General features: G+C 33.4%; 15 protein-coding genes. 3 read left to right on the forward strand and 12 right to left on the reverse strand.

The features are described from left to right. Positions 1–38 precede the first annotated feature (38 nt). Positions 39–1,385 carry an aspartate kinase gene (locus BR43_RS06905; RefSeq protein ID WP_034560518.1) on the reverse strand — a complete coding sequence of 449 codons (1,347 nt, stop codon included), beginning with the start codon at positions 1,383–1,385 and terminating at the stop codon, positions 39–41. 241 nt (positions 1,386–1,626) lie between these two features. Between BR43_RS06905 and BR43_RS06910 the strand changes: the two genes are divergently transcribed. After that, positions 1,627–1,995, forward strand: coding sequence for a DUF4828 domain-containing protein (locus BR43_RS06910; RefSeq protein ID WP_034560520.1), 369 nt, complete (start codon positions 1,627–1,629; stop codon positions 1,993–1,995). Positions 1,996–2,037: 42 nt separating this feature from the next. Continuing rightward, on the forward strand, positions 2,038–2,913 hold the full coding sequence (locus tag BR43_RS06915) for an SPFH domain-containing protein (protein ID WP_034560522.1): 876 nt from the start codon (positions 2,038–2,040) through the stop codon (positions 2,911–2,913). Between the two features lie 58 nt (positions 2,914–2,971). On the opposite strand, the gene BR43_RS06920 is transcribed toward BR43_RS06915, so the two are convergent. Further along, positions 2,972–3,364 (reverse strand): VOC family protein, encoded by a 393-nt coding sequence (locus BR43_RS06920; protein ID WP_034560524.1) that lies wholly within the window; start codon positions 3,362–3,364, stop codon positions 2,972–2,974. Between the two features lie 142 nt (positions 3,365–3,506). Between BR43_RS06920 and BR43_RS06925 the strand changes: the two genes are divergently transcribed. Continuing rightward, positions 3,507–3,872, forward strand: a complete 366-nt coding sequence (locus tag BR43_RS06925) for a hypothetical protein (RefSeq protein WP_034560526.1) — start codon at positions 3,507–3,509, stop codon at positions 3,870–3,872. Positions 3,873–3,957: 85 nt separating this feature from the next. Here BR43_RS06925 and BR43_RS06930 read toward each other — a convergent pair whose 3' ends face one another. The 10 genes from BR43_RS06930 to BR43_RS06975 all read right to left on the reverse strand — a co-directional run bounded on the left by BR43_RS06930 (position 3,958) and on the right by BR43_RS06975 (position 17,051). Continuing rightward, positions 3,958–6,675 carry a YhgE/Pip domain-containing protein gene (locus tag BR43_RS06930; protein ID WP_034560527.1) on the reverse strand — a complete coding sequence of 906 codons (2,718 nt, stop codon included), beginning with the start codon at positions 6,673–6,675 and terminating at the stop codon, positions 3,958–3,960. Next, positions 6,650–7,177: an Rrf2 family transcriptional regulator gene (locus BR43_RS06935; protein ID WP_034560530.1), complete on the reverse strand. Its 528-nt coding sequence runs from the start codon at positions 7,175–7,177 to the stop codon at positions 6,650–6,652. The genes BR43_RS06930 and BR43_RS06935 overlap by 26 nt, the downstream gene beginning before the upstream one ends. Before the next feature lie 250 nt (positions 7,178–7,427). Further along, positions 7,428–8,624, reverse strand: coding sequence for a serine hydrolase domain-containing protein (locus tag BR43_RS06940; RefSeq protein ID WP_034560533.1), 1,197 nt, complete (start codon positions 8,622–8,624; stop codon positions 7,428–7,430). A gap of 144 nt (positions 8,625–8,768) precedes the next feature. Beyond that, positions 8,769–9,353, reverse strand: a complete 585-nt coding sequence (locus BR43_RS06945) for a glycerol-3-phosphate acyltransferase (RefSeq protein ID WP_034560535.1) — start codon at positions 9,351–9,353, stop codon at positions 8,769–8,771. Positions 9,354–9,539: 186 nt separating this feature from the next. Beyond that, positions 9,540–10,223, reverse strand: coding sequence for an antiholin-like protein LrgB (lrgB, locus tag BR43_RS06950; RefSeq protein WP_034560537.1), 684 nt, complete (start codon positions 10,221–10,223; stop codon positions 9,540–9,542). Position 10,224: 1 nt separating this feature from the next. Continuing rightward, a complete protein-coding gene (gene lrgA, locus BR43_RS06955) occupies positions 10,225–10,668 on the reverse strand; it encodes an antiholin-like murein hydrolase modulator LrgA (RefSeq protein WP_034560539.1) in 444 nt (147 codons plus the stop codon). Between the two features lie 225 nt (positions 10,669–10,893). Next, entirely contained in the window at positions 10,894–11,607 is a 714-nt protein-coding gene (locus tag BR43_RS06960; protein ID WP_034560541.1) for a LytTR family transcriptional regulator DNA-binding domain-containing protein, read from the reverse strand. Further along, positions 11,608–13,362 carry a sensor histidine kinase gene (locus BR43_RS06965; protein WP_034560543.1) on the reverse strand — a complete coding sequence of 585 codons (1,755 nt, stop codon included), beginning with the start codon at positions 13,360–13,362 and terminating at the stop codon, positions 11,608–11,610. It abuts the gene before it with no gap. 189 nt (positions 13,363–13,551) lie between these two features. Continuing rightward, on the reverse strand, positions 13,552–15,330 hold the full coding sequence (locus tag BR43_RS06970; protein ID WP_034560545.1) for an ABC transporter ATP-binding protein: 1,779 nt from the start codon (positions 15,328–15,330) through the stop codon (positions 13,552–13,554). Beyond that, the gene (locus tag BR43_RS06975; RefSeq protein ID WP_034560551.1) at positions 15,330–17,051 is read right to left on the reverse strand and encodes an ABC transporter ATP-binding protein; all 1,722 of its coding nucleotides are present in this window, start codon (positions 17,049–17,051) and stop codon (positions 15,330–15,332) included. The genes BR43_RS06970 and BR43_RS06975 overlap by 1 nt, the downstream gene beginning before the upstream one ends. Between the last annotated feature and the right edge of the window lie 200 nt (positions 17,052–17,251).

The following is a 17,251-nucleotide window of genomic DNA, read 5'->3' on the forward strand; positions in this document are numbered from 1 at the left end:
GATTCCCTAGCCACTTCTTCCTACGTCGTCAAACTTATTTAGAAAAAAGCTTCATACAAAGCTTTTAAAGCTTTTTCTTCATCCGCTTCTGAAACACCAAACATCATACTTACCTCTGAAGAACCTTGGTTAATCATTTCAATATTGATATTATTTTTAGCTAAAGCTTCTGAAGCTTTGCTCATTGTTCCAATATTACAACGCATATCTTCCCCAACAACCATCATTAACGCAATATGATGATGAATGGTTACAATATCTGCACCAAGTTCGTTTTTTAATTGATTAATTAATTCACTTTCTTTTTCTTTCGTTAACTGAGCACTACGCAAAATAACTGTTAAATCATCAATTCCAGATGGTGTATGTTCATAACTAAGCCCATCTGATTCCAGAATTCCCATAACCTTACGACCAAAACCAATTTCCCGATTCATTAAATATTTTTCAATATAAATACTACTAAAACCTTTAGAACTAGCGATACCCACTACTGCTTGGTTTGTTTTAGGACGTTCGCGAGCAATTCGAGTTCCTTCTGCACTTGGATTATTTGTATTTTTTATTTGAACAGGAATGCCGGCTTTAAAGGCTGGAAAAAGCGCCTCATCATGAAAAACTGAAAAACCAGCGTAAGAAAGTTCACGCATTTCTTTATAGGTTAAATTCAGAATCTCTGCTGGATTTTGAACAACATTAGGATTTGCTGCATAAATAGCATCTACATCCGTAAAATTTTCATAAACATCAGCCTTTACTCCATTTGCTACAATAGCGCCGGTAATATCTGAACCGCCTCTAGAAAAAGTGCTGATCTTCCCTGTTTTTGTGTATCCAAAGAAGCCCGGAATAATTAAAATATCAGCAGAATTTCTTAATTCATACAAGTTATCATATGCCTCTGGCAAAACCTGAGCATTACCAGGTTCATCTGTCACATATAACCCAGCATCTAAAGGATTAATATAGCTAGCTTTTAGACCTTCATGATTAAAATAAGCTGCAATTAATTTGGCATTATTATTTTCACCACTAGCCTTAAAGGCATCTAAGTAATAATCCGGTTTATTTTTATCACCTGCCACTAATTCTTCAAGATTTGCTTGAATTTCTGCAACAATTTCTGTCCCTAAATCTAATTCTTCCGCAATACTTCTATAGCGAGCGATAATTTTTTCTAGGATTGGCTGAATATCTTCATTTAAGAGCGATTTTGTGGCACAATCAATTAATAAGTCGGTTACTTTTTCATCATCTTTTGAACGTTTTCCCGGAGCTGAAACTACGACAAACTTACGTGTTGGATCCTCTTTTACAATTTGAAATACTTTTTTTAATTGGGCTCCTGAAGCTAACGAGCTTCCACCAAATTTAATGACCTTCATTGTGTCACATCCTTTTTCTCATTTTTTTTTAATCATAAATCCTATTTTGAACTGTTTTAGCCAAAGAAGCAATCTTTTTTTTCTAAAATTTCCTTTTTAATCTTTGATGACTTCTTAAAATACAGTAAGAATTAAAAAAAACTACTATTTTTTTTTATAATAGCTTATACTAGAACTACGCATTGAAGAATGAATAAACCATAAGCTTTTTTTACTTAGGTGGATGGAAGGAGATTTTTAGATGAAGAATCGTTTCAGAATATTACTCGGTATTTCAATGTTGGCAGGGCTAACAGGTTCCACTATTATGCATAGAAAACAAAAAAAATGGACTACTTCTCCACTTGATTCTCATTTATTTTTCCTTGGCTCTTGGCGGAAAAGTGAATCACCTTCATCAGACTCGGCATTTTTAACATTCAATCGTACTGGGAGTGTTACCTTAAATAAAAAACTACTAAAAGGAAACATTATTCAATTGAATGAACAGCAATTAATATTTGAAGATAGTTACGGCTATCAACTTATTCTAAACAAACTTGGGGAGAATAAACTGAATTTATACGATGATGCAGAAGATAAAGAATATATTTTAGAACGCATCTCGTAATAAAAATAATTTATTGACTACACTATAATGGGGGAATATACTATGAAAGAGAAAAAAACCTTTGCCATCAATGGGTATATTGGAATTATTATTTTAATTCTAATGGCTCTTTCCGGATTAGGCTTAGTGATTTTAGGAATTGGAATGATAACAACTGCAGTTAATTTTACATTTATTATTGTAGGTGTACTTTTATTACTAATTTCAGCTATTTTTGCTAGTACTGTTACAATTGTCGCACCGAATCAAGCTAAATTAATTGTTTTATTTGGTCGATATTTAGGAACAATTCGTGAAAATGGAATGTTTATTACCGTACCATTTACGAATAAACTGCATATCTCATTACGAGTACGAAATTTCAACAGTGCAAAATTAAAAGTAAATGATGTAGATGGAAATCCTATCGAAATTGCAGCAGTAGTTGTATTTAAAGTTATTGATACAGCAAAAGCTGCCTTTGATGTTGATTATTACGAGCAATTTATTGAGATTCAAAGTGAAACAGCCATTCGTCATGTTGCGACTAAATATCCGTATGATTCATTTGAAGATACTGATATTACATTGCGAGGAAATTCTTCAGAAGTGTCTCAAGAACTTTCAGAAGAACTACAACGTAGACTTGAAGTTGCTGGTGTTGAAATCATCGAAGCTCGTTTAACGCATTTAGCTTATTCAACAGAAATTGCTAGTGCTATGTTACAACGTCAACAAGCAAAAGCGATTTTAAGTGCTCGTAAGATTATTGTTGAGGGCGCTGTTGGAATGACTCAGTTAGCCATTGCTCAACTAGAAGAAGAAGGCATCCTAAAACTTAATGATGAACGTCGCTTACAGTTAGTCAATAATTTATTAGTTTCAATTATTACTGATAAAGGCACACAACCTGTCATTAATACAGGCGATGTTAGCTAAATTTATTTTCACACACCCCCTCTTAAAACTAAAATTTAAGAGGGGATTTTTATATAGATCAAACTTCTTCGGTTGCTACCAATTCCATTTTCATTCCTTCTGGATCATTAAAATAAAGGGCATAATGCTTTGACCCGCCTGCATAAGGATAATCCGTTGCATAGAGAATCGTTCCACCATGCGCTTCTACTTGTAAGCTTAATGCATCTACCGTTTGGCGTTTTTCAGTAGCAAATGCTAGGTGATTCAATCCAATTCGCCCCTTTTGATATGGCTCGGCAATGAGCTGACTATCGCCTACTGAAATGACATAATAAAAATCGCCTTTCTTCCAACTAATCCCCGTTTCCCATTTTTGAAATTGTTGATACCCTAACTCAGTTAAAAACCATGACCAAAATTCAGTTTGTTTATCTAAATTTTGAACATAAATATCAATATGATGCAACATACTAATCCCCCTTCATTTATTTCCCTTCATTATAGTACACTATTTCAATAGTGTCTGTTTTTTTCAATACACTATTCATTCTCTATAGACTTAAAATTAAATTACTGATATAATTTTTTAATAAATTGAAGGGGGATTATCAATGAAAAAACAAATTCCAATGACATTGTTATTTTTATTTATCAGTACAACTTTTATTGCAGGATGCTCCACTTCTTCTTCTAATAAAAAAGAAACCTCAGAATCTAGTACTGAAAAAGTAGAAAAAGAAACAAGTAAATTAAAAGCAGATGACGGAAATGGGAATGAAGCTACTCTAAATGACGGTAGTATTAATGCGAAAGATAACCAAGGGAACGAAGTTAATCTTGATGATAGTGGCTATAGTGCGAAAGATGAGAACGGCAATGAAGTTACGATTGATAAAGATGGCGCTATCTCCGCTAAAGATGAGAATGGCAATGATGTGACAATTGACAAAGATGGAACTATCACCATTAATGAATAAAAGTCAGTTGAATTAAAAAAAATGCAAGAAATCAACATTTTTTCAAATGGATTTCTTGCATTTTCATTATCTTAAAATTTATGCCTTAATTTTCTAAAGCTTGTAACTTTTGATTATCATCTAATTGGGACACGTTATCTAAATGTTTCTTTTGTAACCAGTTCATTGAAACTAACAATAATCCTGTAAAGACAACGAATATTGCTGCTAAAATGAAGAAACTTTGGTTAAATGTTGATTGACCTAACCCACCAGAAATAGCTTCTCTAAAGCCATAAATTGAGTGAGACATTGGTAAGAATGGGTGAATTGCTTTAAAGAATCCATTAGTCAATGGAATTGGGAAAGTACCACCCGCTCCACCTAATTGAACAATTAATAACACCATTCCAATGAAACGACCTGGATTATCAAAGGTCATTGCTAAGAACATAATAATGAACATATAAGCCAATGCTGTAATAATCGCCATCAAGTACATAGAACCTACAGAAATTACATTTAAACCTAGTAACAACATAATGCTAACTTCGATAACTGCCATCGCAATTGCAACAACTGCTCCGATTGAGAATTTACTTAACCACCAAGCAACGCTTGATTGACCTTCCATTGAAATTTTACGAATTGGGAAGATAAAGTTAAAGACTAACGCACCAACATACAGAGCTAATGACATGACATATGGAGCAAGAGCTGCACCATAATTGTCAACATGGCTGTATTCTTTATGAGTTAACTTGTCAGGACTGGCAAGCATATCATAAGTTTTATCCGTTGGTTTGATTTCATTGACTTGTTTTGCACCATCAGATAATTTAGAATTTAATTCTTTTGTACCATCTGTTAAAGTACCCAGACCATCGCCTAAAGTTTGTGAACCATCAGCTAATTGACCAGATCCTGATTGAATTTGTGTGGCACCACTTGCTAATTGACCAATACCATCATTTAATTGTGGAGAATTTTCGGTTAATTTATTTGTACCTGCAACTAATTGTTGTGAACCGTCATTTAATTGAGTCACTCCGCTAATTAAATCTGGAAGTTTTCCTGCAACTTGGCTAATACCACCATTCAAAGCAGTTGCTCCTGTAGTAAGAGCTGCTGAATTATCATTTAGTTGTGTAGCGCCATCTTTAACTTGTGCAACGCCAGCTGTATATTGTTGAATACCAGTATTTAACGTTGTACTACCTGAAGATAATTGACCTAGACCAGCATTTAATTTTGTTACTCCAGCCAATAATCCATTATCAGGAGCATCGATACCTGCTTTGATGACACTTAGACCACCAACTGCTTGTGATGCTTGAGCCAAAGGTTGTTTTGTTCCATCATTTAACGCATTTACACCAGTTTTTAAAGCTGCTGATAATTGAGCCAAATTGCCTAATTGAACTTGAATATCTTGTAAATTTGTAGCCATTTCAACAGTATTATCTTTTAGTGTAGTTAAGAATCCTGCTTCTTGATTTGCTTGATTCGTTAATTCCGTTTGTAAGGCTGTATTAATTTCTGCTTTTTGTGCTTCACTCATTTTACTGTAAGCATCTGTACTTTGAACTGCTCCAATTGTTTTAGCGGGATTTTCTTTTACCCCATTACCTAAACTCTCTAGTGCAGCACCATTTGCTTGAAGTTTAGTTTGAATAGCTTGCATATCCGCTGTAATATTTGCTGTAATTGCATCTGATTTTGATGAATCATTAACAGCAGCAGCTAATTGATCGATATTGTCACTTATTGTTGTTAAACCAGCTGATAAAGCTTGTAAATCTGCCGGTGAAGCTGTAATCCCATTGGACATTTGTTGAACACCTGGCAATAATTCAGTTTCTACTGTTTTTTGTGCCAATGCTAGATTGCTACTTAATTGACTAGCACCATCTGTTAATTTTGAATTTTGTTCAACTAATTGATTGGCACCACTAGCAACTTGACTAACTCCACCAGTATACGTTTGAAGTCCATTTGCTAAGGTTGCTGATCCCTCATTTAATTGACCGACACCAGCTTGCAAAGGTCCGACATTTGAAGCTAGTTGACCAATTCCATCATTTAATTTTGTTGCACCACTATCTAATTGGCTAACTCCATCTGTATATTGATTTAGTCCAACTTCAAGTTTTTCAGTTCCATCGCTAAAAGTAATTGAACTTGATGCTAATTTTTGTAGATTCTCTGTAATGGTTTTATTCCCATCTTTTAACTTAGTTGAGCCTTCATTTAATTTTTTAGAGCCATCTGCAGCTTGAGTAAAACCAGCTCCAACTGTTTCGATTTGTCCAAAGATTGATTCTGCATAAGCTTTTGTTACATTGGCAGATACTTCGCTTTTCAATTGTTTAGCAGCCGTTTCGCCAATGACTTCACCAATATAGTTTAATGAACCATTTGTTTCATACGTAATGTTCATTTTTTTAGGTGTTTTATCTAATAAAGTTGATGCATTTTTTGAAAAATCTTCTGGCAATGTAACCACCATATAATATTTCTTATCTTCTAGACCTTTTTTCGCATCTTCTTTTGAGACAAAGTTCCAATCTAATAAATCATTTTTCTTTAAATTGGAGACTAACTGATCCCCTACATCTAAAGTTTTCCCTTGGTAGTCTACTGATTTGTCTAAATTAACCACAGCAACTGGTAAATCGCCAGTCTTACCATATGGATCCCAAACAGATTTCAAGAAGAAAGCCGCATATAAAATTGGGATAAACAAGATAACGATAAAAGAAACCAATAATATTTTATTTTGTACTAATTTTTTCCACTCATTTTTCATCATTTCCATTGACATTATTCAACACCTTTCTAATTAAACCCTTTTTTTCAGCTAAATCATTCCAATTTAATACTGGAATTTCACGAAGTCCTAACGTTTCTTGAATTAAATCAAAGACAGTCTGTTGCTGTAAATACTCCGTATAAAGTTGATCTGCTTCTTGAAAAACATCTATCAACACTTGGTCTCCCTGATTGGCTACAGGTTGCATATCCTGAAATACCCTATTAATTAATCCAGTATTGGGATAGGTAACAATTGGTCCCTCTAAAGCTTCAATAATATCTAACAACGTAATTTCTTGTGGTGCTTTTGCTAATGAAAAACCACCATTGATTCCTGATACCGAAGTAACTAGCTGATTCACGACTAATTTGCGCATCAACTTTTTGATGTATGTCGGGGAACCTTGCAGACGTTGATTAATAATATGTGATGAAACCGGAACATCAGCCTCTTGGGTAGCTAAGAGAGTAATAATACAAACAGATTGCTCTAATCCTTTAGTCAGCTTCATGATTTCGCCTCTTTTCCTTTTTTATTATTTAAAGAAAAATCATTAGATACTTTTTTTATCTATTATAGACTTTGAATATCCCTGAAGATAAATTTACTCCTATTCAGTTTAAAAAGCAAGTAAAAGTTTCTAAAATAATAAAAAATTTTAGTGAGAAGAATCTTTAGCATTTTTAAACAAAAAAATCTTCTGAAAAATACTTAAAAGTAACTCTCAGAAGATTGGATTGTCATAATCTACTTATTCCATTCTACTTTGTTTCTTTTACTGCTTTAAAAATGTCACTAGCTGCCTTAAGAATATCAAATTCAGTTTTTTCATTTCCCATAATAACTACAGCTGTATTAGCATCCAATGATGTTAATACTAGTGTATGATAACTTCCCAAAACCCCATGACTGTACTTATTTTGCTGATCTACATACATGCCATATCCATATCCATTAACTGAGTTACCTGGTGTTTGAATGGCCTTTAGACTTTCCTTACTAACTAATTTCCCATTAATTAATGCCTGATTAAATTTATATAAATCGCCAGTTGTCATATACATGTTTCCTGCACCAAATTCTTGTGAAAAACTAGCCTTACTGATTGGATTAAGTTGATAAAAATCAGTCCCTACTTTTTTATAAGGATTGGCATGGAATAACGCTGAATTAAAAGTGTCATAAAATCCAGTGTGAGATAACCCAGCTGGAACTAAAATTTTATCTCGAATATATTCAGAATAGCCTTTGCCAGATACTTTTTCAATAATACCTGCTAACAAACTATAATTATCATTAGAATAATGCCATTGACCAATATCTTTTACAACAGCTTTTTTTATAATATCCTGCACCACTTCCTGATGGCTCATTACAATTGCTAACTTGCCAGAACGTCCTTGAATACCTGAAGTATGTGTCAATAATTGACCGATTGTTATTTTATTGCTATTTTTTATTCCTGGATAAAATAAACCAACTGGACTATCAACAGATAGCTTTCCTTCATCTACTAATTGCATAATTCCTACGGCTGTCACACTTTTTTGTATAGATCCAATAAAATACAACGATTGAAATGAATTAGCTATATTCTGACTTTTATCTGCAAAACCATATCCCTGATTTAAAACCGGTTGACCATTTTTAATAACTAAAACTGAACCAACAAAGGTATCTTTATTAATAGTTTTCTCAACTACTTTAGTTATATCCGGTGTTTGACTTCCATCATTAGGATTATCTAAACTAGGTAGCGTTGACGGAAGTTCCTTAACTTTATTTGCTACTGAATCTAGAGTAAATTTATTGGATTTCCTTGTCTGAACTAAATCTTTTTTTATTGTTGTTCTCCCCTCTTCAATAGGGAGTATCTTAGAAGAAAAAAGGCTTAAAAAAATGCCCATTCCAATAACTAAAATGCCTATAGATAAATAAATATAAGTTTTTTTTCTCAAAGTAAAGTCCTCATTTCTAAATACACATTATGCTCTAAATTACTTTTTTATTTTACTCTAGCTTTCATTGGAATTCTATAAAGAAAGTATGAAGAATTTTGTATTTTTTTAATTTTCAAATAAAAAAACTGAGGAAGAAGCCAATTAATTAGGCTCTTCCTCAGTACGATTCTTTTTAAAAATAGATAATAAAACAATAATTGCAAAAACGGCAATAAAATAAATTTTCCATGCCCACGAACTTAAACTAAAATAACCAATAATAGGAATACATAACACACCAAGCAATCCTGCAACAGTTTTATTTTTAATAAATTGATAGCTTCCTAATGCAACTACAATTAACGCCACAATAGACCAAGGGATTACGACCAACGCTGATGCTAAATAAACAACAATTCCCATACCACCTCGAAATCCCAATAAAATAGGATAACAATGCCCTATAAAAACACCAACAACCGCTACAATTGCAGCCATATTCCAGTTAGGATAAAAATAAACAACTCCTAAGTAAACAATAATTGTCTTTAATCCATCAATTAAAACCGTTCCAGCAAATCCCGCTTTTCCTAATAGTCGATACGCATTTCTGGCTCCCGCATTTCCTGTATATTCCTCTCGAATATCAAGCTTCTTAATTAATTTTACTAACAAATATCCCCCATTAATATTTCCAAAAAAATAACCAACAATAAAAAATATGCTTAACTGACCTATTTCTGCCATTGAGTCAACTCCTCTTTCTCTAATTTCAACCCCACTTATTCAGGCTCTATTATAACATATTCAAAAGTAAGTTTAACAGCTCACTCATTTAATTACAGTCTTAAGCTAATAGACTAACAAAAAAGCCCCACCAAAAATAAACTAATTTTGGTTGGAGCTTCATCATCTCTCATTGACTAAATCACTTTAAATTCCAATAAAAACAGCAAAGGCTGGAACAACAATTACTGTTATAACACCAACTACAACTACAGCAATACTTGCCATAGCAGCCTCTACTTCACCAAGCTCAATTCCAACTGCTACACCTAACGCATGTCCACTTGCTCCCAAAGCCAAACCACGAGCAATCGGATTTTTTATTTTAAATTTCTCTAATAAGAACCGTCCTAACGCATAAACAATCACAGCATTGAAAATTACAGCAAATGAAGTAATTGCGGCTATCCCACCAATTGAATTAGAAAGAGGGACTGCAATTGCGGTTGTAGAAGCTTCTGGTAACAAAGAAGCCATAATAGATTGATCTACATGAACCATATTGGCTAAACTATAAACCACTAATACTGAACCAATAGAGCCGACAATAATTGCTGTTACAATTTGTACCCAATATTTTTTTAACACATCTACCTGTTTATATAATGGTATCGCAAAAGCAATTGTAGCAGGTTCTAAGAAAAAGCTGATCATCTTGCCGCCGCTACTATATTGTTCATAACTAAAATGACCAATTTTTAGAAAGAGAATTCCCAATACCATGGCTACAAATAAAGGTGTAAAAAGAAAGAATCCTTTTGATTTTTTAAATAGAAATGTACCAATCCCAAATGCAAGTAACGAAACGATAATACCAAAGTATGGAGTCATCTTATTTCACCTCTTCTAAATTTTTAGACTGTTTTTTAATTGTGAACGCTCTTTTTAAGCCATTAAAAGAGAAATCTTGATTTGCCTTGAAATTCAATAATGCACTGGCTGTCCAACCAGTAATAGCTAACAGAATAGTCGTTGCAATAATAATGATTAAGACAATTTGGATACCATATTTCCCCATAATTCCTAATGAGTTGATCACTGAAATTCCAGATGGTACAAATAAAAAGCTAATTAAACCTGTTAGACTAGTGCCTAATTTTTCAACTTGTTCTAATTTTACTAATTTGGTACATAAAGCAATAAAAAGTAATATGAGTCCCATAACCGATGCTGGCATTGGAAATGGTAAAACGCCAACAATTAAATTAGCCACCAACATAATTAAAGAAAAAATAAATGCTTGTTGTAAAAATGAATATACTTTTTTAGTTTCCATCATTTCTCACTCCTTATAATCTATTCGTGAAACAGCAGTGAATCACTAACAATTAATTTTGTTGTTCCTTTATGACCTTAGTATAGAACAATTCTATTTATTTATGCGCTTTCAATGTTGAATTAACACTATTCACTAGTGAAATGCCACAATCAATTGGTGAGTGACCCAAACTAAAAAGTAGCAACCTTGGAAAGTATCCAAAATCACTACTTCTTACTTATCTTATTTTAATCCTAAATGTTCCTTTAATCGTTTCACATAAGAACGACTAACAGGAATTTTTACACCATTGGTTACTGTAATCTGATACGTATGATTAAACCAAGGCTGAATCTCACGGATTGCTTGAATATTAACAATAAAACTACGATGAGTTCTAAGAAATTTCTGACTATCTAGTTTCGTTTCTATGCGGCTTAGCGTTTCATTTGTATCATACTGGCGCTTTTGAGTAACGATATGAGTTTCCCCATTATCAACACTTAAATATAAAATATCGGCCACTGCTACAATAAAAATCCGTTCCTCCATTTGAACAGCTAAATTGGTCGTAACATTAGGTTCATTTTCATTCTGTTTTGGATTAGTCGTTACTTTCTCAATCGCTTGTCTAATTCGTTGTTCTTCAAAAGGTTTTAAGATATAGTCAATTGCATTAGCTTCAAAAGCTTGAAGTGCATATTCATCATATGCTGTTGCAAAAATTATTTGTGGTGGATTTTTCATTCGTTTGAACTTATTGGCTAACTCAAAACCACTTTCATCCGTTAAATGAATATCTAAAAAAACTAAATCAGGGCGTTGATTTAACATCTTCTCCAACGCTTCAGTAACAGATTCTGCTTCATCAATTGAACTAGCTGGATAGTTTTTAGTAATCAAATACCCTAGCTCATCTCGCGCCAAAGGTTCATCATCAACAATTAAAATATGCATCTACTCACCTTCCTTTCTTTCAATGGGAATCATTAACAAAACCGTTGTCCCACCAAAACTATTTTCATGAAAATGCAGCTGCGACTCTTTACCAAATAATCCAATTAAACGTTTATTCAAATTTTCTAAAGCCGTCCCAGTCCCCTTCTCAGAGTCAACTACTTCTAATCCAATCTGCTGTCTTTTCTCAGGGGCAATTCCAAAACCATTATCTTCTACACTGATTTTCAAATAATTAACTTGACGGATAACTTGTACATTAATTTGATTATCTATTTTCCGATTTCCAAAAGCATGACGAATTGCATTCTCGACTAAGACTTGTAATAAGAAAGGAGGCAATAAGATTTTACTTAACTCATCATCAATCATAAAATCTACTTGGTAACGATTAGGGAATCGGGCTTGTTCTAAAGATAAGTAAGCCGCAACGTGACGGCGTTCATCTTCTAGAGGAATCAAAACCTGTCTAGCTCCTTGTAAATTGGCTCTAAAATAAGTGCTTAATTGTAACAATAATTCACGCGCTTGTTCTGGTTTTTGGCGCATTAAAGCTGAAATTGTATTCATAGCATTAAAGAAAAAATGCGGATTTACTTGTGCTTGCAAAGATTTTATTTCGGCATCTTTCAATAACTTAGATTGTACTTCAGCCTCACCAAGTTCCAGCTGGCTCGAAAAAATACTGCCTAACCCTTCAGCCAGCTGCTCTTCAACATGTGTTAATTTATTTGAATCTGTAAAATACATTTTTAAGGTTCCCACAACACGCTGCTGCGATGTCAACGGAATAACAATTGCAGCATGTAATTGACAATTTGGCTCGCTACAACCAATCTCACGTTTAGAAGTAGCAATCTGAATTTTGCCTGTTTGCAATACCGCTTTAGAAAGTTCGGTAATGACTTCAAGCTCTGGAATATGATGATCACTTCCGACACCAACATGAGCCAAGATTTGATGTGTATCCGTCATGCTAATCGCTGCTACCTTTGTATAGCGTTTAATTATTTTAGCTACTTCACGACAAGAAGCTTCAGTTAGCCCTTCTCTAAAATAAGGCAATGTTTTAGCCGCTAATTCTAATACATCATGTGTTTGAACCGCTCGCATTTGCTCTTCTTGACGTAAGGTTGTTGTAATAATTGATAAAAAAATAAAAGTCCCCACACTATTTAAAAGAATCATTGGAAAAGCAATAAATTTAACTAAATCCCAGCCTTCACTCAATGTACCACTAAATAAAAAAACAAACAGCATTTGAACAATTTCCATTAAAGCCCCAATTAAAGCAGCTTGCCATGGTGAAGGAAAGCGCTTAGACTTAGCCATCTTTGCTCCAACCAAACCCGATAAAAGACCAACTAAAGGGGAAGAAAAAATATAAAAGACTGAACTTCCTCCACCTTGAAAGAAACGGTGAGTTCCGGCAATTAATCCAACGATAATTCCAACAAATGGTCCACCAATTAATCCTGAAACACCAATCGCAAGTGTTCGTGTGTTGGCAATCGAAGCATGTTCAGATAGAACGGTTAACAGATCTGTAGAAATAATTCGATTTGCAGTAATCTCAACTCCAGTAAAATTAGAAATAATGGCAAATAACGCAAAAATACCACTTAACTGTAACTTTGAAGATAACTTTTCACGCGTTAATAAAATATTTTTAAAATAAGCAACATTAACTAATAAAAAAGCTAGCAAAACAATTAATCCTACTCGCTCCATCATCATAATAAATAAATTAAACATTCAATAGCCACCTTCTAAATTAAAAACTTGTTTACTTACCTAACAGTTTAGCATGTTACATAAGTAATAACCAATAGAAGAATAAAAATTTCATCATTTCCATTTACAAGCCTTATTCTATTTTTCACTTGTGATCAAAATAAAAAAATAACCTCCTGGCAAGTAGTTACCAGGAGGTTAAATTAAAACTTAAGCATCTTCTAAAACAAATTGATTGTGATAAAGTTCTGAATAGAAACCTTTTTCTTTTAATAAAGACTCATGAGTTCCTTCTTCAATAACCGTTCCTTCTTTTAAAACCACAATGTAATCTGCATTTAAAATCGTTTTTAAACGATGGGCAATTACAAAGCTTGTTCGACCAGCAATAATATTTTCCATCGCTTTTTGAATCTTACTTTCGGTTACCGTATCCACATTACTTGTCGCTTCATCTAGAATCAATAATGATGGATTCGTAATAATTGTACGAGCAATACTAATTAATTGCTTTTGCCCAACACTAAAAATACTATTTTCATCACTAATCTCAGTTTCATATCCTTTTTCCAAACTCATAATAAAGTCATGAATATGTGCTTGTTTTGTGGCACTTTCAATTTCTTCATCTGTTGCATCAGTTTTGCCAAAGACAATGTTATCACGAATCGTTCCTGAAAATAGAACCGAGTCTTGTAATACAATTCCAATTTCTTTTCTCAAAGAGGCTAATTGAATATCTCGAATATCTGTTCCATCGATATAAATTGCACCATTATCAACATTATAGAAACGATTCAATAGATTCATAATCGTTGTTTTACCAGATCCCGTTGGTCCAACTAAGGCCACCATTTGACCTTTTTTCGCAGAAATACTCACATCTTTTAGAACTGGTTTTTCTGATACATAAGCAAAATCAACATGATCTAGACGAACTTCTTCATGAATACCGTCGATTGCCTTAACATCTGGGCGCTCAAATTCAGGAGTTTCATCAAAAATCTCACTAACACGACGTGCCCCAGTAATCGCTAGTTGTAACATACTATATTGCGAAGAAATCTGAGTCAACGGCATATAGAATTGTTGTGAATATTGAACAAACATCACGATTAATCCTAAAGCTACTGTCCGATCCACTTGACCGTCTAATGCCATTGATCCACCAAAGAAAATGACAATTGCAGTATTAAACAAGGAAATTCCTTGCATCATTGGGAATAACAATCCTGAATAAACTTGTCCCTTATAGGTAGCTTTTTTCACAGTATTATTGTATCCAATAAAACCGTCAATCGTTTCTTCCTCTAATCCATTCGTAATAATCACCTTTTGACCAGAGATTTTTTCATCAATATACCCATTCAATTCACCAATACTGTCTTGTTGTAAATTAACATATTTGCGTGCTTGACGAATCACTAAAGTCGCTGCCAAAATTGCAAATGGTGAAGCCGCTAACGTAATCCATGAAAGCTTCACATTTTGTTGGAACATCATAATAATAACACCAATCATCAATGCTAAATTTGATAAAACTTGTGTCAACGCTTGATTCAACGTATTTGAAATATTATCTAAATCACTTGTAAAACGGCTTAACATTTCACCATCACGATGACTATCAAAAAAGCGAATCGATAATTTTTCCATCCGTTTAAATAAATCTAAACGCATTTTATTCGTTGAATGACCTGCAACACCAGCCATCAAAATATTTTGAATGAACGTTCCACCTGCTAATAAGACATAAAAGATGACTAACATCCATATAATATGCACAAAATCACTTTTATCATCAACACCTGTAGTAAATAAACGTGTTGCATAATTAGCTAACTCTTGAATCGCCTCACTAATATACTTAGGAGCCTTCACCTGTAAATAAGTTGACCCAATAATCGCAATAATAATTACACTTAGACGTAGCTTAAAGTGACGAAGATAGTCCCAGAAAAAGCTTACTGTTCGTTTAAATTCAGTCATTATTCAGCCACCTCTTTTCCTTTTTGCGTATCATATATTTCACGGTAAACCGCACTTTCCTTCAATAATTCTTTATGATTACCTACATTCACCAAACGTCCCTCATCTAAAACCAAAATCTTATCTGCTTGAATTACTGAAGAGATTTTTTGAGCAATAATAAAGGTTGTTGTATCATCTAGTTCCTTATCCAAGGCTTCTTTGACAAGCTTTTCAGAGCGAGCATCTAATGCACTCGTACTATCATCCAATATTAAAACATTTGGATTTCCAATGATTCCACGAGTAATTGACAAACGTTGTTTTTGACCACCTGAATAGTTCAATCCACGTTCTTCCACCATCGAATCATACCGTTGAGCTTGTTTTTCAATAAATTCTTTTGCTTGAGCTATTGCCGAAGCTTTTTCCATTTCTGGCATAGTTGCATCTTTTTTACCTTGGCGTAAATTTTCAGCAATTGTTCCCGAGAATAGAATTGCTCGTTGTGAAACTAAAGCAACGGTTTTTCTTAAACTTACTTTACTAATTTTTTTCAAAGGTTCATTTCCAATAAAAATTTCACCTTCTGTTGGATCATACAATCGTGGAATTAATTGTGCTAATGTTGACTTCCCTGAACCTGTTGCGCCAACAATTCCGACTAGTTCACCTGGTTGTGCTGAAAAAGAAATATCCTTTAAAGCTGGCGTATCATCTCCATCATATTGGAAACTTACATGTTTAAACTCAACACTACCTGTTAAAGGTGCCGTTTCATCTGAATCTTCATACGTAATATCAGGATTTGTTTTTAAGATTTCGCCAATCCGACCTAAAGAAATCATTGCTCTTGAAGCCATCATCATTAACATTCCACCAATAATAATTGCCATCATAATCTGCATTAAATAACTCATAAACGAAGCAATTGCTCCGATTACAGCTGGATCATCTTTTACCATATCTCCAACAAAATAAATAGACACTACAATTGCTAGATTAGAAACTAACATAAATGCCGGAATCATAATTGAAAATAAATTTCCTACCGTAATGGTATGCTTGGTTAATAGGTCACTCACCTTCGTAAATCGTTTTAACTCATTTTCCTCTTGAACAAAAGATTTTACAACACGAATTCCCGCTAAATTTTCTTTAGCAATTCCATTCACTTTGTCCAGAAATCCTTGAATCATGCCAAAATGTTTACCCATTGCACCAAAAGTAACAAATACAATAATAAATACTAGGACAACTAATACAACAATTACCCACCACAAACTAGGTAATGTATACATCGCTAAAATAAAACTACCGATAAATAATAACGGAATCCGCACAAGTGATTGTAAAGCCAACATCACTAAATTCTGGACTTGCGTAATATCATTGGTTAAACGTACAACTAGATTTCCTGTAGAAAAACGCTCAATATTACTAAAAGAAAAAGTTTGAATTTTACGGAAACTTTCTTCACGTAAATTCGCTCCAACTTCTTGGGCAACCTTCGCTGAAGTAATTGTATTTAAAATTCCTGCAATTAATCCTATTGCTGCTACACCAATCAAAACCACACCAATTGAATTAATATTATCCAGATCATCTTTCAAAATTGCTTCTAACACTTGTTGTAATAGTTTAGGTTGCCATAATTGTGATACAACTGTGGCAGCCGTTAAAACAATTGACAAAAAAGTATAGAATTTAAATTTTTTCATTTGTTGGAATAAAATTCCCATAAACTGTCTTCCTCCTTAAATTCCTGACTAATCTTCCTAAAAGTGTAATGGACTAATAGAGATTATTTATGCTTTGATTTAAGTAATTTTTACCATTTCTTAAACATCACATTTCAGATAGACCTTTATTCTATAGTAAGCATAGCTTCAATGCAAGTCATTTTTTAACTAAATTTTCATTTAATAAAAATCAATAATTA

It is taken from the genome of Carnobacterium gallinarum DSM 4847 (assembly GCF_000744375.1).
In the GTDB taxonomy this organism is placed as follows: Bacteria; Bacillota; Bacilli; order Lactobacillales; family Carnobacteriaceae; genus Carnobacterium; species Carnobacterium gallinarum.

Excerpts from the sequence above, each read along its gene's own strand:
- BR43_RS06960 (WP_034560541.1), bottom strand. The coding sequence starts at position 11,607 with ATGCATATTTTAATTGTTGATGATGAACCTTTGGCGCGAGATGAGCTA.
- BR43_RS06945 (WP_034560535.1), bottom strand. The coding sequence starts at position 9,353 with ATGGCAGAAATAGGTCAGTTAAGCATATTTTTTATTGTTGGTTATTTT.
- BR43_RS06970 (WP_034560545.1), bottom strand. The coding sequence starts at position 15,330 with ATGACTGAATTTAAACGAACAGTAAGCTTTTTCTGGGACTATCTTCGT.
- BR43_RS06925 (WP_034560526.1), top strand. The coding sequence starts at position 3,507 with ATGAAAAAACAAATTCCAATGACATTGTTATTTTTATTTATCAGTACA.
- BR43_RS06935 (WP_034560530.1), bottom strand. The coding sequence starts at position 7,177 with ATGAAGCTGACTAAAGGATTAGAGCAATCTGTTTGTATTATTACTCTC.
- BR43_RS06905 (WP_034560518.1), bottom strand. The coding sequence starts at position 1,385 with ATGAAGGTCATTAAATTTGGTGGAAGCTCGTTAGCTTCAGGAGCCCAA.
- BR43_RS06975 (WP_034560551.1), bottom strand. The coding sequence starts at position 17,051 with ATGGGAATTTTATTCCAACAAATGAAAAAATTTAAATTCTATACTTTT.
- BR43_RS06930 (WP_034560527.1), bottom strand. The coding sequence starts at position 6,675 with ATGTCAATGGAAATGATGAAAAATGAGTGGAAAAAATTAGTACAAAAT.
- BR43_RS06920 (WP_034560524.1), bottom strand. The coding sequence starts at position 3,364 with ATGTTGCATCATATTGATATTTATGTTCAAAATTTAGATAAACAAACT.
- BR43_RS06910 (WP_034560520.1), top strand. The coding sequence starts at position 1,627 with ATGAAGAATCGTTTCAGAATATTACTCGGTATTTCAATGTTGGCAGGG.
- BR43_RS06915 (WP_034560522.1), top strand. The coding sequence starts at position 2,038 with ATGAAAGAGAAAAAAACCTTTGCCATCAATGGGTATATTGGAATTATT.
- lrgB (WP_034560537.1), bottom strand. The coding sequence starts at position 10,223 with ATGACTCCATACTTTGGTATTATCGTTTCGTTACTTGCATTTGGGATT.
- BR43_RS06965 (WP_034560543.1), bottom strand. The coding sequence starts at position 13,362 with ATGTTTAATTTATTTATTATGATGATGGAGCGAGTAGGATTAATTGTT.
- lrgA (WP_034560539.1), bottom strand. The coding sequence starts at position 10,668 with ATGGAAACTAAAAAAGTATATTCATTTTTACAACAAGCATTTATTTTT.